Raw genomic sequence first — 21,813 nt, forward strand, 5'->3', positions numbered from 1 at the left:
CGGGCTTCTCTGACCGTTAGAGGATTACACGTTGATCCGACTTACCGATTACATCGCCCCGATCTCTCAATCCTGCCTTGCGCCGTGGGCCGACCTGGCGCCTTGGGCCCTGGTCAGCCAGGCACCCGCCATCGTTCGCCAACTGTTGGCCGAACTGCCAGCCGACGAGTACCTCATTCAGGATGAAATCGCCATTCACCGTACCGCCACGGTCGAAGCAGGTGCCTTGCTCAAGCCGCCACTGATCATCGGTGCCCACTGTTTTATCGCCAGCGGTTCACTGCTGCGTGGCGGTTGCTGGTTGGATGAACACTGCATCATCGGTCCCGGCGCCGAGTTGAAGACGTCCTTCGTGTTCAGCGGCAGCAAGCTGGCGCACTTCAACTTTGTCGGTGATTCGGTGCTGGGGCAGGGGATCAACCTGGAAGCGGGGAGCATCGTCGCCAACTACCGCAATGAGCGCGATGACAAAGAAGTGTCGGTACGAGTGGACGGGGCATTGCAACGCACTGGTTGCGACAAGTTTGGTGCGCTGCTCGGTGACCAGTGCCGGATCGGCGCCAATGCGGTATTGGCGCCAGGTGCGCTACTCAAGCCTGCCAGCGTGGTGGGGCGCGGGCAGGTGTTTGATGCAGAGAAAGACTAGAAGTCGGCAATAAACTGCACGCCGCCGACCACCGCACCGGTGGTTTGCGTCAGCCCGCCGGGATACTTCACGTATTGCAGGTTGGGCCGCACCATCAGCCACTTAGTCGCCTGCACGCCGTAGTTGATCTCGTAGCTGTACTCGCGGCGCTGCTCGGGCACGTACAGCGGGTCATCAGTAGCGGTTACGCCATTGGCGGCGTTGAGCATCTGCGTGTTACGGGTGTAGCGGTCGCTGACCTGCAGTTTCGACGCGCCAATACCAAAAGTGTCGTCTGGGCGTGAATCGAACGGGCCTCGGTAGATCAGGCCGACCTGAATCAGGTTTTTAATCACGCTCTTGTCCGGGTCATTCATCGTCAGGTTGGCGAATACGTTGAGCCCGCGCTTGTTGTTGCCGTCGACCGTGGTCAACTGCTGCTGGCCCGACAGCCACCAGCCGTCGTTGCTGGAATACATCCGATAGGGCTTTTGCGAGCTGGCGGCAAAGTTGCCGTCGGCGTCCTTGAGCATGTCCTTGGTGTCGGCGTTGGCATAGTAGTAACCCACATGGTATTCGGAGTTCAGCCCAGCTACCCGGCCCTTCCAGATGGCTTCGATGGGAAAACTGGTGCCCTGGGAGCCGCTGATGAAGGGTTTGAAGCCATTGCTGGCTTCGGCGTTGCCGGGGTTCTTGTCGTAGGCTCCGACCTGTACCGCAAACTCGTCGGTGAACTGGTACTTGGCGCGCACTGCCCACTGACTGATGGGGAAGCTGTTCCACACGCCATTCCAGTTGCCTTCCTGGGAACCGCACAGGGTCACGTTCTGGAATTCGCAGGGGAACTGATCGAAGTCTTCGCCATGGCCGAAGCGCCCCAGTTTCAAGGCGAATTTGCGCTCGAAGAATTTCTGCTCGTACCAGAACTGCGAGAGCCGCCAGGCATTGCCGCCGCCGAACACTTCCATGGTGGAGGTCAGTCCAGTGGCGTTGGGCTGGTGCACGCGGTCGTTGGTGATGTCCTTGCCGTGACGCTCGCCGATGCCGATGCGCAAGGTAGCGTCTTGCCAACCGAGCAGTTTTTGCAGGTCCATGTTCACACCGAGAATCAACTGGTCGCTCCAGCGTGCCGTGGTATGCGAGTTGTAGCCACCGCCGAGGTTGGAGCCGACTTCGCCGACGTACTTGAGGGTGAAGTCATAGCCCTGCTCGGCCAGTTGCGGGCGCAGGCCGTTCCAGTCGCCGAGCATGGCGGGGGAGTTTGGGTCCAGTAAACCGGCGCTGAAGGCGCAGGTCGACATGGCGCTGCAGAGCAGGGCCAGGGGTAGGGTGATGCGCATGGAAAAGCTCCTTGGATTGTTGTTTTTATTGGGGTGGAACTCGAACTTCAGGCACACAGAGGCCCCTGTGGGAGCGGGCTTGCTCGCGAAAGCGGTGGTTCAGGCATGAATCCGGTGACTGACACACTGCATTCGCGAGCAAGCCCGCTCCCACATTGGAACTGTGGTGGTTGGAGGAGCGGTGTGTTACTGGAGGTTTACGTACAAGCCACCGTCGACGAGCAGCGAGGCCCCGGTGACGTAGCGCGCCATGTCGGACGCGAGGAAGACAATCGGGCCGGCAATGTCGTCCGGCTCACCCAGGCGACCCAACGGCGTGCGTGAGGTCATGTAGGCGAGTTTTTCCTCGTCGGCCAGGTCGTCCTTGTTGATGTCGGTGGCGATGGTGCCCGGCAGTACCGAGTTGCAGCGAATGCCGTACGGCCCCAGGGCAATTGCGCAGGATTGCATCAACGAATGCAGGCCGGCCTTGGTGGGTGTGTAGTGGGTCTGCATGCCGCCGCCGACCAGGGCGCTGATGGAGCTGACGGCGATAATCGCGCCGCCGCGACTCTGGTTTTTCATCTGGTTGGCCGCTGCCTGTACGGCGAAGTAGGCGCCATTGAGGTTGGTGTTGACGGTTTTCAGGTAGACCTCGCGGGGCATGTCGAGGAACGAGTGGAACGGGCAGATGCCGGCGTTGTTGACGAACACGTCGACGCTGCCGAAGGCTTTTACTGCGCCGGCCACCAGCTTGTCACCGGTGTCTGGGTCGGCGGCGTCGCCACCCACTTCGATGGCCTGGCCGCCGAAGGCCTTGATCTCCTCGATCAACGAATACGCCGCCTCGGTGCCTTGGCCGCTGCCGCTATGGCCGATCACCACGCGGGCACCCTGGCGCGCGCATTCACGGGCGGCGGCGCGGCCGATACCACGGGAGGCGCCGGTGATGATCACGGTTTTGTCTGCAAGCAACATAAAACTCTCCTTCAAAAATAAGCGGCATCAGCCGAGATAATTGCCGTAGCCGACCATGGCGATCGCACCGAGGATCACCGCGATACCCGCCACCAGCACGGCTTTGTTGGCGGCACTGGTGCCGTGCCATTCGCGGAAATACAGGCCCCAGCAGTTGGACACGATGATGATGAATGACATGTGCAGTACCCAGGAGCTGGCGTCGTTCTGCAGGCGGCTTTCGCCCATGCCGTAGAAGAAAAACTGCAGGAACCACAGGGTGCCGGCAATCGCCACCAACAGATAGTTGCCCAGCAGCGGGGTGCTGCGGTCGGTGTAGTTATGGAAGGTGCGGTTGCGCCAATTCAGCCACAGGCACCAGATACCGTTGGTGGTGAGGCCGCCCCACATGATCACCATGAAGGTCACGTTGTTCTGGAACAGGCTGTTGGCGCCGTGCTCTACAGCAGCGGCGGCCAGCGGTCGTCCGGCGGAAATGCCGTAGCTGAAACACGCACTCAGTACGCCGGAAATCACCGCCACCAGCATGCCCTTGCCCAGGGAGAATTCGCTGACACTGGCGAACTTCACCGCCTGGGACACTTCCCGTTCCTTGATCAGCCCGGCCTTGCCGCACACTGCAATACCGACCAGCGATACGGCCACGCCCCACAACACCCAATGCCCGCCTTGCGAAGCCAGCATCGAGGTCAGCGTACCTTCGGTTTCGCTGGTGAAGAGGTCGCGGTACAGCGCCGGCATCAATGCGCCGAGGGCCGAGGTGAGGCCCATGATCAGCGACATGCCCAAGGACAAGCCGAGGTAGCGCATGGTCAGGCCAAATGTCAGCCCGCCGATGCCCCACAATACGCCGAACAGGTAGGTCCAGAGCAGGGTGCTGGTGTCTGCGTTGCGCAGGATTTCCACCCAACCGGGCACCGTCAGTTGCGCCGCGATCAGCGGCACGATCAGCCAGGACACCAGGCCGCCGGTGATCCAATAACTTTCCCAGGCCCAGCCGCGGACCTTCTTGTAAGGGATGTAGAAACTGCCGGAAGCGAAGCCGCCGATAAAGTGCAGAATCACACCAAGGAGAATGATTTCCACGTAGTCGAATCCTTTTTATTGTTGTTGTGCGTCGGTTGGATCAGGGGCGCGTCAGTTGGAACATGGGCAGCAGGTCAACACTGATCGGCGACGCGTCTGCGTGGCTGGGCATGATGTCCTGCATGTAGGCCCACCAGCGTTGCATCAGTGCTGTACCGGGCAGTTCATCCAGGCCGTGGACGTCTTCGTGGGTCAGCACGGCGAACAGCGCATTGCCCGGTTCATCGAAGAAAATCCGGTAATCCACCACACCCGCATCGAGCAGCGCCTGGGCCAGTTCGGGCCAGATGTCGTCGTGGCGCTTGCGGTATTCATCGGCCTGGCCGGAGTTGAGGTTCATGCGAAAGGCACGGGTCTGCATCACGGCGCTCCATGGCTGGGCGTATAGATTCGCACCGCGTTGTGCAGGAAGAATTTGGCTTGTACCGCCTCGGGTTTACCGGCAACGCAGCGCTTGACCAGGCCCAGTGTGGCGGCGAAATCCGCGAGGTGATCACTGTTGGGCCAGTCACTGCCGAAGAAGCAGCGGTCTTCGCCGAAGGCTTCCCACAACACCGCCAAGCGATCGTTGTAGAACGCCGTGTCGGTGATCAAGCCTTGAGGGCCGAGCTGGGGAATCTCCGCCAGTTTGGCGAACACATTCGGGCGTTCGGCCAGGCGCAGGAGGTCGGCGTGATAGGCCGCCTCTTCGCCTGATGGCACCTGGGCGTTGGGCAGGTGGTCGATGATGATGCGCAGCCCGGGCAGCCTATCGCTCAACTGCAACAGGCCTTTGACAAGACGCGGATTCGGGTTGGCGCTGTCCAGGCCACGGCCGCTGGCGGCGAGTTGGCGCAGGCCGTCGATAAAGCCTGGGCGCGCCTGGTCTTGCAGCAGGTCGCGATCCCACAGATTGCCGTAGCGCAGGCCGAGAAACAGCGGCTCATTGGTCAACGCGTCGAGGTCGTTGGCGAAGTCGGCGTGCAGCGGGTCGAGGTTGCCGACAAAGCCGAGCATGCGCGGTTCGCTGCGCAGGGTGTCGAGCAGCCAGCGGTTATCGTCGCGCCACGGGCTGGCTTCCACGGCAATCGCGCCGACCACATTGTGCGGCGCGGCCAGGGCCCAGTAATCCGCCGGCAGGTGCGCGGCATACAGCCGGTTACCGGGTTCAGGCCATGGAATGCCCTCGGGGCGACGTGGGTCGAACAGGTGCAAATGGCTGTCGATGATCGGGCCGCTGTAGGCAGTCAGGGGCATGACGCAGTCCTTATCAAAAGCAAATTCGGAGGGGCCAGCACGCTAGCGCGCCCGGCCCCGATTAACCAGCTCAGCTTTGCAGGTACACCACATGGGTATGGGTGTACTCATACAGGCCGTGCTTGCCGTCGGCACCGCCAATGCCGGATTTGCGCACGCCGGCATGGAAGCCCTGCATGGCCTCGAAGTTCTCACGGTTGACGTAGGTTTCACCAAAGTCGATTTCGCGCACCGCGTGCATGGCCTTGCCCAGGTCGCGCGTGTAGATCGACGACGTCAGGCCGTAGTCGCAATCGTTGGCCAGGGCGATGGCTTCGTCGAGGTCGTCAACGATCTGGATCGGCAGCACCGGACCGAAGATCTCTTCGCGCATGATCTCCATGTCGGCGCGGCATCCAGCCAATACCGTCGGCTGGAAGTGAAAACCCGCACCCAAGTCGGCAATCTGCCCGCCGCTGACCAACGTTGCGCCCTGGCTCAGGGCGGTGCGTACTTTGCGGTTGACGCTGTCCAGGCCCTGGCGGTTGATCAGCGGGCCCATTTCCACGTCCGCCTGGGCGATAGGGTCGCCATAGCGGGTGGCGGACATGGCTGCGCTGATGCGTTCGATAAACTGGTCGGCAACCTTGCGCTCCACGTACACCCGCTCGGCGCAGTTGCACACCTGGCCGGTATTGATGATGCGCGAATCGCGGATGGCTTTGACCGCCAGCTCCAGGTCGGCATCTGCCAGTACGATGGCCGGTGCCTTGCCGCCCAGTTCCAGGTTGAGCTTGGTGATGTTCGGTGCGGCGGCCGTCATGATCCGCGAGCCGGTCGCCACGCTGCCGGTGAAGCTGATCATGTCGACGCCTGTGTGCGCCGTGAGCGCGCCGCCGACCCGGCCGTCACCGCAGACCACGTTGAACACCCCGGCGGGCAGGTCGGTTTCGGCGACGAGCTTGGCGAACTCGAAGCAGTTGTTCGGGGTTTCTTCGCTGGGCTTGATCACGATGGTGTTGCCGGTGAGCAGCGCCGGCGCCATTTTGCGCGCGATCAGGAAGAACGGGAAATTCCACGGCAGGATGCCGGCCACCACGCCCAACGGCTTGCGGAACAGGAAGATATTTTCATTGGGGCGGTCGCTGGTGATGATCTCGCCTTCGATGCGTCGTGCCCACTCGGCCATGTAGTCGAGATAGTCGGCGGTGAAATTCACTTCCACCTCCGCCAGACCACTGACTTTGCCTTGCTCCAGAGTGATGGTGCGCGCCAGATGCGCCACGTTCTCGCGCAGCTTGGCGGCGATGCGGCGCAGGTGGCCGGCACGTTCGATGGCGGGTTTGCGTGCCCACATCTTTTGCGCCTGGCGTGCGGCGGCCAGGGCCTGGTCGACCTCGGCGGTGGTGGACGCCGGTACCTTCGACAGCAAGGCGCCGGTGGCCGGGTTGAGCACGTCAATGTGCGCTTCGCTGGAGCTGAAGCGGCCATTGATGAAATTCTGGTAAACGGGAACGGATGACATGGGCAGGTTCCTCAATAAGTACGCGAAGGCGCTTTCGTTTCGGCGGCAGGACGATAGCGGGCAAGGGTGGCCAGGGCACTCTGGCGCAGGAGGCTGATGTCGATGGCCACCGCGATAAAGCGGCAACCCCAGGCCTGATAGCGGCGTGCATCGTCTTCGTTGGGCGCCAGGATGCCGCTGATTTTGCCGGCGGCGAGGGTGGCGTCGATGGCGTGCTTGATGCGCTCCTGGACCTCTGGGTGGCCGGGGTTGCCGGCGTGACCCAGGCCGATGGACAGGTCGGCGGGGCCGATGAATACAGCGTCAACGCCTTCTACGGCGGCAATCGCGGCGACGTTTTCCACGCCAAGGCGCGACTCCACCTGCACGATCAGGCACAACTCCTCATGGGCGGTGGTCAGGTAGTTGTCCACGCCGTCCCAGCGCGTAGCGCGGGTCAGACCGCCGCCGACGCCACGGATGCCGTGGGGCGGGTAACGCATGGCACGCACCAGGGCCTGGGCCTGTTCGGCGGTTTCGACCATGGGGATCATCAAGGTCTGAGCGCCGATATCGAGCAGTTGCTTGATCAGGCTGGCGTCACTGTTGACGGCGCGCACCACGGGCGCGGTGCTGTACGGCGCGACCGTCTGCAACTGGTTGAGGACGCTCGGAACTGTGTTGGGAGCATGTTCACCGTCGATCAGCATCCAGTCGTATCCGAGGCTGGCGACGATCTCGGCAGCGTAGCCGGTGGCGAAACCGGCCCAGATGCCGTATTGGGTGGCGTCCTTGGCGAGGGCGGCCTTGAAGCCATTGCGGGGCATGTTCATGGCGGGTTCCTCAGCGGTTGTAGGGACGGTGCAGTTGGCAGTCCGGGTTCAGGTCAACGCCAAAGCCCGGCTTGTCCAGCGCCGACAAGCGCATGCGGCCATTTACCGGCACCGGTTCGCCCAACAATTGCGGGTGGAACATCGGCACCACTTCATCCGCTTTGGGCGCCATCATCAGGAACTCGGCGAATGGGCTGTTATGGCGGGTGGCGACAAAGTGATAGCTGTACACCGACGAACCGTGGGGCACGACCATTGCGTTATGCGCATCCGCCAACGCCGAGATTTTCACCAGTTCGGTGAGACCGCCGCACCAGCCGACGTCGGGCTGGATGATGTCGCAGCAGCCCATCTCTAGCAGCATGCGGAAACCCCAGCGGGTGGCTTCGTGTTCACCGGTGGTCACCAACATGCCTTTGGGCACGTTGCTGCGCAGGGCGGCATAGCCCCAATAGTCGTCTGGGGACAGCGCTTCTTCGATCCACTTCAGGCCATGCTCATGGGCGCCGATCGCCAGCTTGGTGGCGTAGTTCAAATCCAGGCTCATCCAGCAATCGAGCATCAGCCAGAAGTCAGGGCCGACCCGTTCACGCATGGTCGCCAGCGCTTCGAGGTTCTTGCGCAGGCCTTCTTCGCCTTCACTGGGGCCGTGGTGCAGGGGCATTTTGCCGCCGATAAAACCCATTTTCTGCGCGAGGTCCGGGCGCGCGCCGGTGGCGTAGAACTGCAACTCATCACGCACCGCGCCGCCGAGCAGTTGGTGCACGGGTTCCTGGCGGATTTTGCCGAGCAGGTCCCACAAGGCCAGGTCGACGCCGGAAATCGTGTTGATCACCAGGCCCTTACGCCCGTAATACAGGGTGGACTGGTACATTTGGTCCCAGATTTTTTCGATGTCGGTGACGCGGGCGCCTTCGAGAAAGCGCGCCAGGTGTTTCTCGACAATGTAAGCCGCCGGTTCACCGCCAGTGGTCACAGCGAAACCGACGGTGCCGTCGCTGGCTTCGATCTCCACCACCAGGGTGCCGAGCACGTTGATGCCAAAGCTGCGGCGGCTCTGGCGGTACTCGGGGTACTTGCTCATCGGCGTGGAAATATGGTCGTCGATCCAATGCCCATCGGCCTGGTCGTGGTAATCGGCGCCGCCGCCTCGCAGTACAAAGGCGCGGACGTGTTTGATGGTGAGATGACCCATGATGTGACTCCTGGCGTTAAACAGTGGCCGGCGTTTTCGACGCGGTGCGGCCGGGTGAATGGATGCCCAGCACCAGCAATGCAGCCAGTACCGTGGTGGCGGACAGCAGGTACAGGCCGGCTGCCGGGGAATTGAAGGCGCCTTCGGCCCAATGCTTGATGACCGGGGCGATGAAGCCACCGAGGGCGCCGAAGGAATTGATCAGTGCAATGCCGGCTGCGGCAGCGCTGCCGGCCAGGTAGCTGGAGGGGAAAGTCCAGAACACCGGTTGCACGGCGATGAACCCCGAGGCGGCAAAGCACAGGGCGAGCATGCCCAGCAGCGGGTTGGCGAAAGTCACCGAGCAGGCGATGCCGGCGGCAGCCATCAGCAGGGTCAGGCAGGCGGTCTGGCGACGCAGGCCGGTACGGTCGCTGTAGCTGGGAATCCACCAGGCTGCAAACAGTGCGCAGAGCCAGGGAATGGCCGAGACCAGCCCGACCATCAAGCCGACCTTGGCGCCGAGCAGATCGCCCACTTGGGTCGGCAGGTAAAACACCACGCCGTAGACGCTGGCCTGGATCAGCAGGTACACCAGGCACAAGTACAACACCGCGGGTTGGCACAGCACGGTGAGCAGGCTGCGACCGTGGGAGGTTTTGTGCTGGTCTTCGCTGTCCAGCAGGCTTTGGATCTGCTGGCGTTCAGCAAAGGTCAGCCACTTGGCATCGGCGGGGCGATTGTCGAGGTACCAATAGGCCCAAATGCCTACTGCGGTCGCCATCAGGCCTTCCACCGCGAACAGCCACTGCCAGCCGTGTATGCCGCCAAACCCATCCATTTCCAGCAGCAAACCGGATAACGGGCTACCGAAGATGAAGGCCAGCGGCGCACCGAAATAGAAGAAACCCATGGCCTTGCCGCGCACGGCCTGGGGGAACCAGTAGGTAAGGTAAAGAATGACGCCGGGGAAAAATCCGGCTTCGGCCACGCCGAGTAAAAAGCGCAGCACGTAAAAGCTGGTTTCGTTGTGCGCAAACACCATGGCCGCCGAGATCAGGCCCCAGCTGACCATGATGCGGCACATCCACAGACGGGCGCCGACGCGGTGCAGGATCAGGTTGCTCGGCACTTCGAGCAGCGCGTAGCCGACAAAAAACACGCCGGCGCCAAACGCAAAGGCGGCGTCGCTTAGACCGGTGTCGGCCTGGAAAGCTTGTTTGGCAAACCCGACGTTGGCGCGGTCGAGAAAGGCCATGATGTACATCAACAGCAGGAAGGGCAGTAGTCGCCAGGAAATCTTGGTGAGCAGGGGCGCGGGGAGGGTTTTCATAGTGGCGTCCGATGTTTTGTTCTTATGGGACGGACTGTACGGCGGCCGAGCAATACGCTACAAATCGAATCTCGCTTACAAGTGATAACCTCAGGGTATCGATAACAAGGATAAAAATGCGCAGTCCCGCGATCTCTCCCAGCCTGTTCAACCGCCTGCGCTACAAGCACCTGCATATGCTCGTCGCGCTGAGCTCCAGCCAAAACCTGCACCGTGCGTCACAGGCGCTGAACATGTCGCAGCCTGCCGCCACGCGCATGCTGCGCGAAATCGAGGACATGTTTGCGTGTGATCTCTTCGAGCGTCTGCCGAGGGGCATGCGCCCTACAGCGCTCGGGCAGGAGTTGATCCGTTTTGCCGAATCCGCCCTGGGCGGATTGGACCGGTGTGCCGAAGACTTAATGGCGCGGCAGCAGGGCGGATACGGCTACCTGTCGATTGGCACCATCATGGGGGCGGCGCCGGACCTGGTGATGGATTCCATCGCGCAGATCAAATCGCTGAACCCGCAACTGCGTATCCGCATCATGGGTGACACCAGCGACCAAGTGATCCAGTTGCTTGAACAGGGACGCATCGACCTGGCTATCTCGCGCCGTAATGCCGCCACCGACAACGAGCACTACAGCTTCGAACCCCTGGGCAACGAACGCTTGCTGGTGGTGGTGCACGCCGGCCACCCCCTGGCCCAGCGTGAGCAGTTGATGCTGGATGAACTGGTACGCGACTGGCCATGGATCCTGCAACCGCAAACCAGCCCTGCGCGCATCGGCTTCGACCAGGCGCTGCAGGATCTGGCGCTGCCCAGCCCGGCGGACATCATCGAGTGCAGCTCGGTGTACTCCATGCAGCAGTTGATCCAGCTGACCGACGCCGTGATGGTGCTGTCCGAAAGCGCACTGCGTGATTACCTGAAAATGGGCCTGGTGGTGGCGCTGCCGGTGGCCCTCGACGTGCGACTGGCGCCGTTTGGCATGTTGTTGCGCAAAGGCGAAGTGGTGAGCCGTGAACTGGGGTTGTTCATCGACTTGTTGCGGCAGAAGGCCGCGATGCTTTGAACGTGATGTGTAAAGGGCATGGTGCGTCGGTACCATATTAAATAGAATGAATCTCATTTGAGACTCACTCGCGCCGCGCAGGTCGCTTGCCATGAATGATGCTGTTGTTCCGACCCACGCCAACGAGCTGACGTTGTCGAGCCTGTACCGTGACCATCGCAGTTGGCTGGAAGGCTGGCTGCGTCGGCGCCTGGGCAATGCCTGGGATGCGGCTGACCTGAGCCAGGATACGTTCTTGCGGGTGCTCGCCAGCGCCCAGCCGATTGCGCAGATGCAGGAGCCGCGTGCCTACCTGGTGACCGTCGGCAAGCGTCTATTAGTGAATTTTCATCAGCGACGCAGCCTTGAACAGGCCTATCTGAAGGCCTTGGCGAGTCTCCCTGAAGCCTGCGTGCCGTCGCCCGAACAGCGTTGGCTGGTGCTGGAAACACTGCAAGCTCTGGACGAATTGCTCGATGGTTTGCCGGTGCTGGTCCGCCGAGCCTTCCTGTGGAGCCAACTGGAAGGCTTGGGCTACCGAGAGATCGCGGAACGCCTGGATGTGTCGGAACGCACCGTAAAACGCTACATGGCCCAGGCCTACGAACACTGCCTGCTGGTGGATCTGTGAGCCGCGACGTCGCCCGCGCCGCCGCGCAATGGTTGGCGCTGCTGGAGTCCGGTGCGGCCACCGAGCGTGATCACGCCGCGTTGCAGCATTGGCGTGACAGCCACCCCCAGCATGAACAGACCTGGCAAAAAGCCCAGACCCTGCGCCAGCGGTTCAGCGACTTGCCCCAGGCCTTGGCGATGGCCAGCCTCGACCGTCCGCAACCGGGACGCCGTGCCGTGCTCAAGCGTGCGCTGGGGATCGCTGCACTGGTGCCGACCGCGTGGTTGATCAGCCGTCAATTGCCCATCGAGGCCTGGCGTGCCGACTTGCATACTGCTACCGGCGAGCGCAAACGCATGTCCTTGGCCGATGGCGGCAGCTTGCAGCTCAATACCGCTACGGCGGTGGACGTAGACCTGGCGCAGCACCGCATCAGCCTGGTGGAGGGCGAGCTGGCGTTGAATGTGCCAGGCACGACGGTGATGACCGTGCACACACGCTACGGCGAGCTGCGGGTCAGCCAGGCTGAGGTGTGTGTGCGGCAGTTGGCCACGGGTTGCCTGGTGTCGGTGCTCAAGGGCTCGGTCCAGGTGCGCGATTTGAACGGGCAGATGGCGACCTTGCAAGGTGGGCAGCAAGCGCCGCTCAAAGCCAGCGGTCTAGGGACCTGGGTGCCTTTCGATGTGCTGCAGCTCGGCTGGCGCGATGGCGTGCTGACCGCGCAGAATCAGACGCTGGGTGACTTTCTGCGGGAGCTGGAGCGTTATCGACCGGGTGTGTTGCGCTGGGAGCCGAGCCTGGAAGACCTGCGGGTTACCGGTAGTTTTCGCCTGGACGACACCGATCGCATCCTCAACCTGCTGGCCTCAAGCCTGGGGCTGGAAGTGCAGGCGCGGACGCGGTATTGGGTAACCTTGCGCAAAGCCATGACTTGATCATTCATGGGGTGAGCAGGCTTGCTGTGGTGACTGGGCATGCTGTAGTGAGCAGGCTTCATGTGGTGAGCGGGCTTGTTGTGGTGAGCGGGCTTGCCCCGCGCTGGGCTGCGAAGCAGCCCCAGTACTGCGAGCGTATTTTAGCCTGACGAAACGCGGCGTCTGTTTTTAGGGCTGCTTCGCAGCCCAACGCGGGGCAAGCTCGCTCACCACAATGATGGAGTCAGATCACATGAGCGCGTTGCAGCTCAGTCAGGGATTGCGCCTTGAGTTGCGCCAGCAACGGATCACGCCGGTCACGCGGGTGCGGCAGATTCACCGCCAATTCCTGGCGAATGCTGCTCGGCCGGTTGTCCATCACCAGCACCCGGTCACTCAGGTACAGCGCCTCGTCCACATCATGGGTCACCAGCAACAAGGCGATGGCATGGTGTTCGGCCAATTGCAGCAGCAAATCCTGCAGCTTCATGCGGGTAAACGCATCCACTGCACTGAACGGCTCATCCAGCAGCAACACCTGCGGCCGTGAATACAGCCCCCGCGCAATGGCCACCCGCTGCGCCATGCCGCCGGACAATGCCTTGGGCAGTGCCTGGGCAAAGCCCTTGAGGCCGACTTCCTCGATCAACTGCGTGACCCAGGCCTTGTCGTAGTGGCTGTCATCGCTGAAACCGATGTTCTGTTCCACCGTGAGCCAGGGCATCAGCCGTGGCTCCTGGAATACAAAGGCCACTTCGCCATCGGGGCTGTGCAGTTCACCCTGGAAGTCCGTTTCCAGGCCGGCGACGATGCGCAGCAAGGTGCTTTTGCCGCAGCCGCTGGGGCCGAGCAGGCTCACGGCTTCCCGTGGTTGCAGCGCCAAACGCACGTCTTTCAACACGGTGGTGCTGGCGAAGCTTTTACGCGTGACATGAATATCCAACAGCGGTTGCGCGCTCATTGCCCGGCTCCCTGGAAGGTATCGCGCCAGGCCAGGCAACGCGTTTCCAGTGCTGCGAGCAGGCCATCGCTGACCTTGCCGAGCAGCGCCAACACGATAATCGCCGCCAGCACGATATCCGGCCGCGAAGTCTCCCGCCCATCACTGAGCAGGTAACCCAAGCCCTTGGTCGCCGCGATCAGTTCGGCCGCCACCAGAAACATCCACGCCAGGCTCAAGCCACTGCGCAACCCGGTGAACAGGCCGGGCAGGGCGGCGGGTAGCAGGATCCGACGCACCAGCCGCCACCGGCTGAAACCGTACATCTGCCCGACTTCCACCAGCTTGCGGTCGATATCGCGGATGGCCGCGACGCCATTGAGGTACACCGGGAAGAAGGCGCCAATCGCGATCAGCACGATCTTCGAGGTTTCGTCGATGCCCAGCCACAGCAGCAACAGCGGGACCCAGGCGAGGCTCGGGATCGAACGCAGCCCGGCAAACGTCGGTTCCAGGTAGGCTTCGGCCTCGCGGCTCAAACCGACCCAGGCGGCAAACACCAGGGCCAGGCTGGCGCCAATGGCAAAGCCCAACAGCACCCGGCCCAGACTGGCGCTGATGTGCTTCCACAATGCGCCTTCGGCCAGGTCGGTGAGGGTGACGGCGATCTCGCTGGGGGCCGGCATCTGGTACGACGGCAGCCAACCCACGCGCACCACCACCTCCAGCACCAGCAGGATCAGCACCGGCAACACCAGGCCCTTGAGCCGCCTTGGCCAGGCACTGCGGTTGATCACCACCGGTGCGGCAAGGGGCAATGCTTGGGTTTTGCTGGTCATCACGGGCTCCTTAATGGCCGAACGAGGTGTCGATCAACTGGTCGATCACCTGATCCACGTTCACGCCTTTGCGCACCAGCTCTTCCGACACCAGGATCGGCGCGGCCGCCTTCGACGCCACTACATCTTTGCTGCTCAGGAACGGCGTGCTCAAGTCGGTGCGCGAGAGTTGCAGCTTGGCCACTTCCAACGGCAGGCCGGACTCGTCGGCCAGCAGCTTGGCGAATTCATCCGGGTGCTTCACCGCCCAATCCCGCGCCTTTTCATAGGCACCGAGCACTTTGGTGATGGTCTGCGGATGCGCCTTGGCGAACTTCTCTGTGACGCTGACCACGCCGTAGCTGTTGAAGTCTTTATTGCGGTAGAGCAGGCGCGAACCGGCCTGGATTTCACTGGCGGCCATGTGCGGGTCGAGACCGGCCCAGGCGTCCACGTCACCTTTCTCCAGCGCGGTACGGCCGTCCGGATGTTGCAGGTGTACCAGCTCCACGTCGTCCTTTTTCAGCCCGGCCTGTTGCAGGCTGCGCAGGGTGAACAGGTATGGGTCGGTGCCCTTGGTGGCGGCGATTTTCTTGCCCTTGAGGTCGGTGACGGTCTTGAACGGTGAGTCCTTGCGCACCACCAGCGCGGTCCATTCGGCGCGGCTGTACACGTACACCGATTTGATCGGGCTGCCGTTGGCGCGGCTCAGCACTGCCGACAAGCTGGCGGAAGAGGCGAAGTCCACGCCGCCACTGTTGAGGTACTCCAGCGAACGGTTGCTGCCCTGGCTCAATACCCAGCCCACCTTGGATTGCGGCAAGGCTTGTTCCAGCCAGCCGAAATGCTTGAGCACCAGGCTGACGGGCGAGTAATAGGCATAGTCGAGGTTGACTTCGGCGGGATCGGTGTCGGCGGCGTGGGCCAGGGGTTGCAGGCACAGCGCGAGGGCGCAGGCGCCGAATAGGCGTTGGGTGAAGGCTTTCATGGAACAGCTCCGGCAAGGCGTTGAGAGAAGGTTTTTCTTATATTCAGAAAATTTGGTTTGCATGTTCCATCATGCTTTATAGGAATATGCAGTCTCTGTGCCATGTGCTTTGGAGGCGTGTTTCCGGGGTTCAGGAGGCGTTAAGCTGTGGTGGGAGAGGGCAGATTGTTGAAGCGCTGTTGGCTGGGCAACAGTTCTCATATATCCTTATCGAATAAATAAAGAGTTATATATTCCTTTTAATGTTCTTGGCGATGGCGCATTTTGAGGGCCTGCGCATTCGTGCGGATTGACCCAACAGCCAAAAGGAAAGCCGACATGACCATTAAAGCAATCAACGTGCGCAACCAGTTCAAGGGCGTGATCAAGGAAATCCTGCTGGGGGAAGTGGTGTCGGAAATCGACGTGCAGACCGCGTCCGGCATTGTCACTTCGGTGATCACCACCCGTTCGGTGCGTGACTTGGAATTGAAGGTGGGCAGTGAGGTGATTGCGTTTGTGAAGTCCACCGAAGTGTCCATTGCCAAACTGTGAACCCAATCCCAATGTGGGAGCGGGCTTGCTCGCGAAAGCGCCATATCAGTGATGAATGTATCGACTGACACTCCGCATTCGCGAGCAAGCCCGCTCCCACATTTTGCTTTGCGTACACTCAGGCTATTTTCGGGCCTGAACCGCCGGGTGGATGAGGCTGCGGTCTTTCCGGCGGGGCATCGCTGGGTAGACTCTTCGGTTTCTCGTTGGGATCTTTGTAATCCTTGTGCAAGCCCCCATCCAGCCGGTTGCTCGACGAACCGCCTTTTTGCGGGGTCTCGTCGAAGTGTTCCCATTCAGACTGCTGGAATCGGAAGATGCTGTCGTCGGTCGGCGCGTCACGGCCACCGTAATGGTGGATTTCGTAGTGGGCGTATTCGACTTTGTCAGCCCAGTTGTCCTGCAATAGACCGTCGCCGGCCAGGTCGCGGTACCAGTCGTTTTCCTTTTCGGTCGCCTTCTGCTTTTTGTTGTGGTCGACGAAGTAGCCGATGATCCCGCCGACCACCGCCAACACCACGCCCACCAGGAACAACGGCCCGGTCAACGCCGCCGCCGTGCCCGCGCCAAACAGCGCCGCAGCCCCCAGTACGCCCGCCGAGGCACCGAACGCACCGCCCGCCACTTGCAGGCCGCCGGCCGCCTGGGCCAGGGGGTCCTTATCCTTCACGCCGCTCTTGATTGCCAATGCGCCCAACACGATGTCGGCAAAACCGCCGGCAATGTCCGTGGCCGGGCCGAGCACCTTGATCACGGAACCGGCGATCTTCGCCGATTTCGACGCGCCCAGCTTGGCCGCACCCGCCGCTGCCAGGCCGTCATCCAGGTGCGTGGCCAGGCCTTCGGTGGCCTCGGTGACAGCCTTGTCGCCGTCGCCGAACATCTTGGCGATGCCGTCGTACTGGCTGTCCGGCACGGCATCGAGAGCGGTGGCGATCTTGGATTTGACCTCGGAGGGCAATTCGCTGACGCGGAACTCGAAGTTCGGCTCCTGCATGCCGGTCTTGCCCCAGATCTCCGGCAAGGTCTTGTCCAGCCCCAGGAAGTCCACCAGGCCGCCTTTGCCCAGGGCTTCACCGATCTTGTCGCCCAGGCGCACGAAGTGGCTGGAGCCGCCAGCGAAGCTCAGGAAGTCCTTGGCGATGGTCATGCGTTGCGCCGGGGTTTCACCGAGCTTGCCGCCTTTGCCCACCAGTTGGTAAATCCCGGAAAACAGACTCACACCAGCGCCCAGGGAGCCAAGGATGCCCTTGCTGTTGAGGGTGTTGAACACTTCGCCAAGCATGCCGCGATCGGCCACCGGAATGTAGGGTTTGCTCAAGGCGGTTTTCAGGTCGGCTTCGCTGATCGCACCGTTTTTCTGGTAGACGGCGCCCAGCTCTTCCAGGGCCTTGGTGACCGCGGCGGATTTTTCCTTGCCTTGCAGGCCTTCGTTGAGGAATTTCTCCAGGGTTTCCTGGGTACGGCGCGGCAAGTCCAGCACGTTGCCCTTGAGCACGCCTTTGAGCAGGCCGAACAGGTCCTTGGTCGCCAGTTCCTTGTTCTCGTCGGAGATCTTGCTCGGGTCCGACAGGATGGCGTTGAGGTCGGTGGTCAAACCGTCGGCCTGGATATTCTGCGCGGCCTTGCTCGCGGCTTCCGGGTCGAACAGCGACAACGACGTCAGGGTGTCGCTGAGGTCTTTTTGCGCCTCAAAGGTCTTGCCCTGGCTCTGCAGGTCCTTGAGGTACAGCACGTAATCCGGGTTGGAAGTGAGGTCCAGCAGCTTCTGCTTGATCTCGTCCTTGTTGGGCAGTTTGTTGATCGCCTCGTCCATTTTCGACTTGTAGTCAGCCTGCACGGTCGGGTCGTTGAACAGCTCGCCGATCTGCTTTTGCACGGCCTTGCCGTCGATGATGTCGTGCATGTCGGCCGAGGTCAGCTCGGTCTGCTTGTCATCGAACTCGCGCCAGGTGGTGTTGAACGGGCGCTTGGCCTCTTCGTAGCCGGTGATGCCGTGGCCGTTCTGGTAGGCCGCCTGGGCTTCGAGGGCGCGAACCAGCTTGGCGCGCGGGTCGTCCTTGGGGATCGAGCCGTTCTTCACGCCTTCGCGGTAGGTGTCGATCAGTTGGGTGGTGGCCAACTCGCTGACGCTGAGGGTGGGCGACTTATCGTCCTTTTCATCGGCATGTACGCCGGTGTCCAGGTTGAGTACGTCCAGCTCGTCGGCCTTGGGCAGGTTGTGCTTGGCGCGGGTGTCGTCCACCGAGCTGGCGCTCCAGGCTTCCCACTTGGCCGCGACATCGTCGTAGAGCTGCGGGCTGAGTTCCTTGGAGACGATGACCTTGCCTTCGCTGGTTTCGTAGCGGATCAGGCCGTCGCCCAGTTCGTCCGGGGAGCCGAAGGTGATGTCGGTGTTCTTCAGGAAGTCATTCGGCCCGGCCAGCTTGTAGCCTTCGCCTTCGCTGGTGTGGATCTTGGCCCAGGTGTCATTGGCCGTGGCGACGCTCTTGAACAGCTCGGGGCTGACGTCGGCCGACACTACCACCTTGGTGCCGTCATGCAGTTCATAGGTGAGGATGTTGTCTTTCTGGTCGTTGTTCCAGTTGAAATTCTTGTAGTCGTTGAGGCCCGGCACTGGCGTATTGGCGTCGGCCAGCACCGCGCCGTTGTTCAGCTCGCCTTCGACCACGGCTTTCTTGCCGGGATCGGTGTAGACCTCATGCAGGCCGGCCAGGTAATCGAACAGCTTGGGGTTGTCGTCGCGGGCCACCACCATCTTCTGGCCGTTGCTTTCGAAGCGGATCAGGCCTGGGCCGACTTCATCGACCGGGCCAACCGCCGTGCCGCCGTAGGGTGGCCACACTTCATTGTCGCTGGCGCGCTTGTAGCCGGCGTCTTCACTGCTGGACAGGCCGGTGAAGCTGGCATAGGCGTCCTTGGCTTTCTGGAACGCCTCGGGGTTGTCGCGCTGGCTGATGACGACCTTGGTGCCGTCCTGGGTCTCGTAGCGGATCACGCCTGGCCCGGTTTCATCCGGTGGGCCGAGGGATTTGTAGTCGGCGAGTTTCGCCGGGGCGCTGCCATCGGCGCCGAGGCTCTGGTAGCCGGCATTCTGGCTGGCGACGACGCCGGAGAGGGACTTGAAGTCGGTACTGACCTGCTTGAACAGCTCGGGGCTGTCCTGTTCGCTGACGATGACTTTCTTGCCGTCCTGGGTCTCATAACGAATCAACCCCGGGCCGACTTCATCGGGCGGGCCGATGGCCTTGTAGTCGGCCAGTGCCGGCGGTGGCGTTGCGTCCTTGGCGGCCAACTCATAGCCGTCCTTCTTGCTGGCATCCAACCCGGACGGCGTCTTGTCGTGGGCCTCGACCTTCTTGTTATTGGCGCTGTTCTTGAGCAGCACATGGAACGGCGCGCCGGACTTGGGCGGCGTGCGGGGAAGGGCTTTGGGGTCGGACGAGCGATCGAGGGGCTGGGTCGTCATGCCATGAAACTCCTGCTGTAGCCGGTTGTGGCGGTCGGCAAAAACAGTAACAGCAGGGGTTCGGCACTCGTTGCGAAAAGTTGTGAATTAGGCCTGACGGTTGCGCAGGGCGCGCTCCATGCGGTGCAGGCCTTCTTCGAGCATGGCCCGTGGGCAGCCGAAGTTCAGGCGCACGAATGGCTGGCTGTCGTCACCAAACTCGATCCCGGCGCTCAAGCCGACCTTGGCCTGCTCCAGGAAAAACTGCTGTGGGTCATCCAGGCCCAGGGCGCTGCAATCCAGCCAAGCCAGGTAGGTGCCTTGTGGCGCATGCATGACCACGCCAGGCAGGCGGGTTTGCACGGCGTCGAGCAGGTAGTCACGGTTGCTTTGCAGGTATTGCACCAGCGCGTCGAGCCAATCACTGCACTGGCTGTAGGCTGCGCGGGTGGCTTCCAGGCCCAGGGGGCTGACGCTGTCGACCATGCCGCAACGGGCATTATTGAAGCGCTCGCGGATATCGGCGTTCTGGATCACCGCAAAGCAGGTCTTCAGGCCGGCCACGTTGTAGGCCTTGCTCGCCGACATCAGGGTAATGGTGCGCTGGGCAATCTCGGGGCTGAGGCTGGCGGTGGGAATGTGGCGACGGCCGTCGAAGCACAGTTCGGCATGGATTTCGTCGGAGATGATCAGCGCGCCGTGTTCCAGGCAGGTGTTGGCCACGGCCAGCAGTTCTTCGCGCGGGAAGACTTTGCCCATGGGGTTGTGCGGGTTGCTCAGCAACAGCGCACCCGCGCCGGTCAGCGCCTGGCGCATCGCAGGCATTGGCGTGAGGTATTCGCCGTTCACCAACTCGAAGGGCACTTCGATGCGCGGCAGGTTCCAGTGCCCCGGCGCCAGGCGAATCGGCCGGTAGTTGGGGGTTTGCAGCACCACGGCCTGGCCCGGCTTTACAAACGCGTGCAGCGCCATATTGAAGCCGGGCTCGACGCCGGGCAGGAACAGCAGTTCATCCGGCTGCACGCGCCAAGCGTACTTGGCCCACAGGTCGGCGATGATTGCCTCGCGCACATCCGGCCCGGCGACGCTATAGCCCAGCACCTGTTGGTCGAGGCGCGCGTGCAGGGCATGCAGGACGGCGGGCGGGGCGGCGATGTCCATGTCGGCGATCCACATCGGCAACACGTCTTGCGGGTAACGGTTCCACTTGGTGCTGCCGGTGCCGAGGCGGGGGTGGATCGTGTCGAAATCAAAGCTCATGGGGGGCTCGTATCAGGAAGTCAGGCGCAAGAATGGCGCTGATTCTAGCGCCATTATTTTTATAGGCCAGAGCTGATTGCCGCCGCGAGTTGCCGGTGCGCCTGTTCCAGGGCGCGGTTGACCGCTTCTTCCCCGCGCACCATGGCCGGCAGGTAGACGAAATCCACCGACTGAATGCCCACCGTCGACAGGATGGTGCTCATGTACGGGGTCAGGAAGTCCGGCTCATGGCCCTTGCGGGCGTTTCCTGAACTGACCAGCACAAAGGTACGCCGGTCCTGCAGCAAGCCGACTTTGGCGAACTGTTCATTCACCGTAAAACTGCGCTGGATGCGCACCACATGGTCGATCCAGGCCTTGAGCGCCGCCGGCACGGTGAAATTATGCACGGGGGTGCACAGGATCAGCAGGTCGCAGGCTTCCAATTCCACAATCAATTGTTCCGAGAGTGCCGTGGCACTGCCGCTGAGTCCGCCGGGGGTGGTCAGTGCGTTGGCATATTCACGGGTCAGGGGCGGCAGTGCCTGGCCGCCATAGTCACGCTCGGTCACCGCAGCGTCGGGGACCAGGTCGCGCAACAAGGCGCGGGCCAGCTTGAAGGTCTGCGCGGCCTTGCCGTGGGGACTGAAACTGAGGAGCAGGGCGCGGGTCATTGGCTCAGGTCCTGGGAGAAGTGCATGCCCAGGGGCAACAGGCCCTGGCGGAAATAGAAGCGCTGGGCCAGGGCCATGTGCATGCCGGTGTCCAGTACCAGCCAGCGGTAGCCTCGGGCGCGGGTTTCTTCGCGTACGCGGTCCAGCAGGTGTTCGCCCAGGCGGCGCCTTTGTTGCGTGGCGTCTATGACCAGGTCATCTACGTAGATGAAGCGGCCATACAGGGTGTTTTCGGTTAGCCGATAGCCGGCGAGGCCGATTACGTTGCCGTGTTCTTTTGCTGCCAGCAGGTGGTAGCCGTTTTGCCGTTGGCGGTGGATTTGTTCGGCGAATGCGGCGGCGTCGGTGAGGTGGGGGCGTAGTTGGTGCATGACTGGGAAGCTGGCGATGAGGTCGGCCTCGGTTTCCAGGTGGGTGAATTCGATGTGGTCATTCATGGTGGGGGCTTTGTGTGGTGAGGGGTATGCCATTGTTGTGGGTATGGCTGAGGTGGGACAGGGGCATGATTGGACATTTGGGTTGGGGCATATCCGATATTTGG

21 protein-coding genes are annotated in these 21,813 nt (G+C 62.1%); 5 read left to right on the forward strand and 16 right to left on the reverse strand.

Going from position 1 to position 21,813, the window contains the following annotated elements; genetic code table 11:
* The first annotated feature begins 31 nt into the window (after positions 1 to 31).
* Complete coding sequence (locus tag HX823_RS18920) at positions 32 to 646, forward strand: LpxA family transferase (RefSeq protein ID WP_177076009.1); 615 nt, start codon at positions 32 to 34, stop codon at positions 644 to 646.
* Here HX823_RS18920 and HX823_RS18925 read toward each other — a convergent pair.
* The 9 genes from HX823_RS18925 to HX823_RS18965 form a co-directional block, all read right to left on the reverse strand.
* Complete coding sequence (locus HX823_RS18925) at positions 643 to 1,965, reverse strand: carbohydrate porin (RefSeq protein ID WP_177076011.1); 1,323 nt, start codon at positions 1,963 to 1,965, stop codon at positions 643 to 645. The two genes, HX823_RS18920 and HX823_RS18925, sit on opposite strands and share 4 nt — an antisense overlap.
* 186 nt (positions 1,966 to 2,151) lie before the next feature.
* The gene (locus tag HX823_RS18930; protein ID WP_177076013.1) at positions 2,152 to 2,922 is read right to left on the reverse strand and encodes an SDR family NAD(P)-dependent oxidoreductase; all 771 of its coding nucleotides are present in this window, start codon (positions 2,920 to 2,922) and stop codon (positions 2,152 to 2,154) included.
* A 27-nt stretch (positions 2,923 to 2,949) separates the two neighbouring features.
* Complete coding sequence (rhaT, locus tag HX823_RS18935; RefSeq protein WP_177076015.1) at positions 2,950 to 4,008, reverse strand: L-rhamnose/proton symporter RhaT; 1,059 nt, start codon at positions 4,006 to 4,008, stop codon at positions 2,950 to 2,952.
* Positions 4,009 to 4,048: 40 nt separating this feature from the next.
* A complete protein-coding gene (rhaM, locus tag HX823_RS18940) occupies positions 4,049 to 4,369 on the reverse strand; it encodes an L-rhamnose mutarotase (protein WP_177076018.1) in 321 nt (106 codons plus the stop codon).
* On the reverse strand, positions 4,369 to 5,244 hold the full coding sequence (locus HX823_RS18945; protein WP_177076021.1) for an amidohydrolase: 876 nt from the start codon (positions 5,242 to 5,244) through the stop codon (positions 4,369 to 4,371). Before HX823_RS18945 ends, rhaM begins: the two co-directional genes overlap by 1 nt.
* Positions 5,245 to 5,314: 70 nt before the next feature.
* Complete coding sequence (gene aldA / locus HX823_RS18950) at positions 5,315 to 6,748, reverse strand: aldehyde dehydrogenase (RefSeq protein WP_177076023.1); 1,434 nt, start codon at positions 6,746 to 6,748, stop codon at positions 5,315 to 5,317.
* Positions 6,749 to 6,759: 11 nt separating this feature from the next.
* Positions 6,760 to 7,560: an HpcH/HpaI aldolase/citrate lyase family protein gene (locus HX823_RS18955; protein WP_177076025.1), complete on the reverse strand. Its 801-nt coding sequence runs from the start codon at positions 7,558 to 7,560 to the stop codon at positions 6,760 to 6,762.
* A 10-nt stretch (positions 7,561 to 7,570) separates the two neighbouring features.
* The gene (gene rhmD, locus HX823_RS18960) at positions 7,571 to 8,755 is read right to left on the reverse strand and encodes an L-rhamnonate dehydratase (RefSeq protein WP_038844028.1); all 1,185 of its coding nucleotides are present in this window, start codon (positions 8,753 to 8,755) and stop codon (positions 7,571 to 7,573) included.
* A 16-nt stretch (positions 8,756 to 8,771) separates the two neighbouring features.
* On the reverse strand, positions 8,772 to 10,067 hold the full coding sequence (locus HX823_RS18965) for an MFS transporter (protein WP_177076027.1): 1,296 nt from the start codon (positions 10,065 to 10,067) through the stop codon (positions 8,772 to 8,774).
* A gap of 116 nt (positions 10,068 to 10,183) precedes the next feature.
* On the opposite strand from HX823_RS18965, the gene HX823_RS18970 reads away from it, so the two are divergent.
* The 3 genes from HX823_RS18970 (at position 10,184) to HX823_RS18980 (ending at position 12,652) form a co-directional block, all read left to right on the forward strand.
* On the forward strand, positions 10,184 to 11,125 hold the full coding sequence (locus HX823_RS18970; RefSeq protein WP_177076029.1) for a LysR family transcriptional regulator: 942 nt from the start codon (positions 10,184 to 10,186) through the stop codon (positions 11,123 to 11,125).
* Positions 11,126 to 11,216: 91 nt separating this feature from the next.
* On the forward strand, positions 11,217 to 11,735 hold the full coding sequence (locus tag HX823_RS18975; RefSeq protein ID WP_177076031.1) for a sigma-70 family RNA polymerase sigma factor: 519 nt from the start codon (positions 11,217 to 11,219) through the stop codon (positions 11,733 to 11,735).
* Positions 11,732 to 12,652: a FecR domain-containing protein gene (locus tag HX823_RS18980; RefSeq protein WP_177076033.1), complete on the forward strand. Its 921-nt coding sequence runs from the start codon at positions 11,732 to 11,734 to the stop codon at positions 12,650 to 12,652. The genes HX823_RS18975 and HX823_RS18980 overlap by 4 nt, the downstream gene beginning before the upstream one ends.
* 223 nt (positions 12,653 to 12,875) lie before the next feature.
* Here the strand turns inward: HX823_RS18980 and HX823_RS18985 are convergent, their stop codons facing one another.
* From HX823_RS18985 to HX823_RS18995, 3 genes are read right to left on the reverse strand one after another with little or no spacing between them, the layout of a single operon-like run.
* A complete protein-coding gene (locus HX823_RS18985; protein WP_038844018.1) occupies positions 12,876 to 13,592 on the reverse strand; it encodes an ABC transporter ATP-binding protein in 717 nt (238 codons plus the stop codon).
* Entirely contained in the window at positions 13,589 to 14,410 is an 822-nt protein-coding gene (locus HX823_RS18990) for an ABC transporter permease (protein WP_033901642.1), read from the reverse strand. The genes HX823_RS18985 and HX823_RS18990 overlap by 4 nt, the downstream gene beginning before the upstream one ends.
* Before the next feature lie 10 nt (positions 14,411 to 14,420).
* On the reverse strand, positions 14,421 to 15,377 hold the full coding sequence (locus tag HX823_RS18995) for an aliphatic sulfonate ABC transporter substrate-binding protein (RefSeq protein ID WP_177076035.1): 957 nt from the start codon (positions 15,375 to 15,377) through the stop codon (positions 14,421 to 14,423).
* A gap of 318 nt (positions 15,378 to 15,695) precedes the next feature.
* Here HX823_RS18995 and HX823_RS19000 point away from each other — a divergent pair, with 318 nt between their 5' ends.
* Positions 15,696 to 15,911 (forward strand): molybdopterin-binding protein, encoded by a 216-nt coding sequence (locus tag HX823_RS19000; RefSeq protein WP_003173733.1) that lies wholly within the window; start codon positions 15,696 to 15,698, stop codon positions 15,909 to 15,911.
* Positions 15,912 to 16,029: 118 nt separating this feature from the next.
* Here HX823_RS19000 and HX823_RS19005 read toward each other — a convergent pair whose 3' ends face one another.
* The 4 genes from HX823_RS19005 to HX823_RS19020 form a co-directional block, all read right to left on the reverse strand.
* Entirely contained in the window at positions 16,030 to 19,380 is a 3,351-nt protein-coding gene (locus tag HX823_RS19005; protein ID WP_177076037.1) for a hypothetical protein, read from the reverse strand.
* An 87-nt stretch (positions 19,381 to 19,467) separates the two neighbouring features.
* The gene (locus HX823_RS19010; protein WP_177076039.1) at positions 19,468 to 20,619 is read right to left on the reverse strand and encodes a MalY/PatB family protein; all 1,152 of its coding nucleotides are present in this window, start codon (positions 20,617 to 20,619) and stop codon (positions 19,468 to 19,470) included.
* 59 nt (positions 20,620 to 20,678) lie between these two features.
* Positions 20,679 to 21,272 (reverse strand): FMN-dependent NADH-azoreductase, encoded by a 594-nt coding sequence (locus HX823_RS19015; protein ID WP_177076041.1) that lies wholly within the window; start codon positions 21,270 to 21,272, stop codon positions 20,679 to 20,681.
* Positions 21,269 to 21,709 carry a GNAT family N-acetyltransferase gene (locus HX823_RS19020; protein ID WP_177076043.1) on the reverse strand — a complete coding sequence of 147 codons (441 nt, stop codon included), beginning with the start codon at positions 21,707 to 21,709 and terminating at the stop codon, positions 21,269 to 21,271. The genes HX823_RS19015 and HX823_RS19020 overlap by 4 nt, the downstream gene beginning before the upstream one ends.
* Positions 21,710 to 21,813 lie beyond the last annotated feature (104 nt).

This window comes from Pseudomonas sp. P7759 (assembly GCF_013386445.1).
GTDB lineage: Bacteria > Pseudomonadota > Gammaproteobacteria > Pseudomonadales > Pseudomonadaceae > Aquipseudomonas > Aquipseudomonas azotoformans_A.

Coding starts and splice junctions, on each gene's coding strand:
- HX823_RS19000 (WP_003173733.1), top strand. CDS start 15,696: ATGACCATTAAAGCAATCAACGTGCGCAACCAGTTCAAGGGCGTGATC.
- HX823_RS19010 (WP_177076039.1), bottom strand. CDS start 20,619: ATGAGCTTTGATTTCGACACGATCCACCCCCGCCTCGGCACCGGCAGC.
- aldA (WP_177076023.1), bottom strand. CDS start 6,748: ATGTCATCCGTTCCCGTTTACCAGAATTTCATCAATGGCCGCTTCAGC.
- HX823_RS18975 (WP_177076031.1), top strand. CDS start 11,217: ATGAATGATGCTGTTGTTCCGACCCACGCCAACGAGCTGACGTTGTCG.
- HX823_RS19020 (WP_177076043.1), bottom strand. CDS start 21,709: ATGAATGACCACATCGAATTCACCCACCTGGAAACCGAGGCCGACCTC.
- HX823_RS18970 (WP_177076029.1), top strand. CDS start 10,184: ATGCGCAGTCCCGCGATCTCTCCCAGCCTGTTCAACCGCCTGCGCTAC.
- HX823_RS19015 (WP_177076041.1), bottom strand. CDS start 21,272: ATGACCCGCGCCCTGCTCCTCAGTTTCAGTCCCCACGGCAAGGCCGCG.
- rhaM (WP_177076018.1), bottom strand. CDS start 4,369: ATGCAGACCCGTGCCTTTCGCATGAACCTCAACTCCGGCCAGGCCGAT.
- rhmD (WP_038844028.1), bottom strand. CDS start 8,755: ATGGGTCATCTCACCATCAAACACGTCCGCGCCTTTGTACTGCGAGGC.
- HX823_RS18995 (WP_177076035.1), bottom strand. CDS start 15,377: ATGAAAGCCTTCACCCAACGCCTATTCGGCGCCTGCGCCCTCGCGCTG.
- HX823_RS18925 (WP_177076011.1), bottom strand. CDS start 1,965: ATGCGCATCACCCTACCCCTGGCCCTGCTCTGCAGCGCCATGTCGACC.
- HX823_RS18965 (WP_177076027.1), bottom strand. CDS start 10,067: ATGAAAACCCTCCCCGCGCCCCTGCTCACCAAGATTTCCTGGCGACTA.
- HX823_RS18930 (WP_177076013.1), bottom strand. CDS start 2,922: ATGTTGCTTGCAGACAAAACCGTGATCATCACCGGCGCCTCCCGTGGT.
- HX823_RS18945 (WP_177076021.1), bottom strand. CDS start 5,244: ATGCCCCTGACTGCCTACAGCGGCCCGATCATCGACAGCCATTTGCAC.
- HX823_RS19005 (WP_177076037.1), bottom strand. CDS start 19,380: ATGACGACCCAGCCCCTCGATCGCTCGTCCGACCCCAAAGCCCTTCCC.
- HX823_RS18990 (WP_033901642.1), bottom strand. CDS start 14,410: ATGACCAGCAAAACCCAAGCATTGCCCCTTGCCGCACCGGTGGTGATC.
- HX823_RS18955 (WP_177076025.1), bottom strand. CDS start 7,560: ATGAACATGCCCCGCAATGGCTTCAAGGCCGCCCTCGCCAAGGACGCC.
- HX823_RS18985 (WP_038844018.1), bottom strand. CDS start 13,592: ATGAGCGCGCAACCGCTGTTGGATATTCATGTCACGCGTAAAAGCTTC.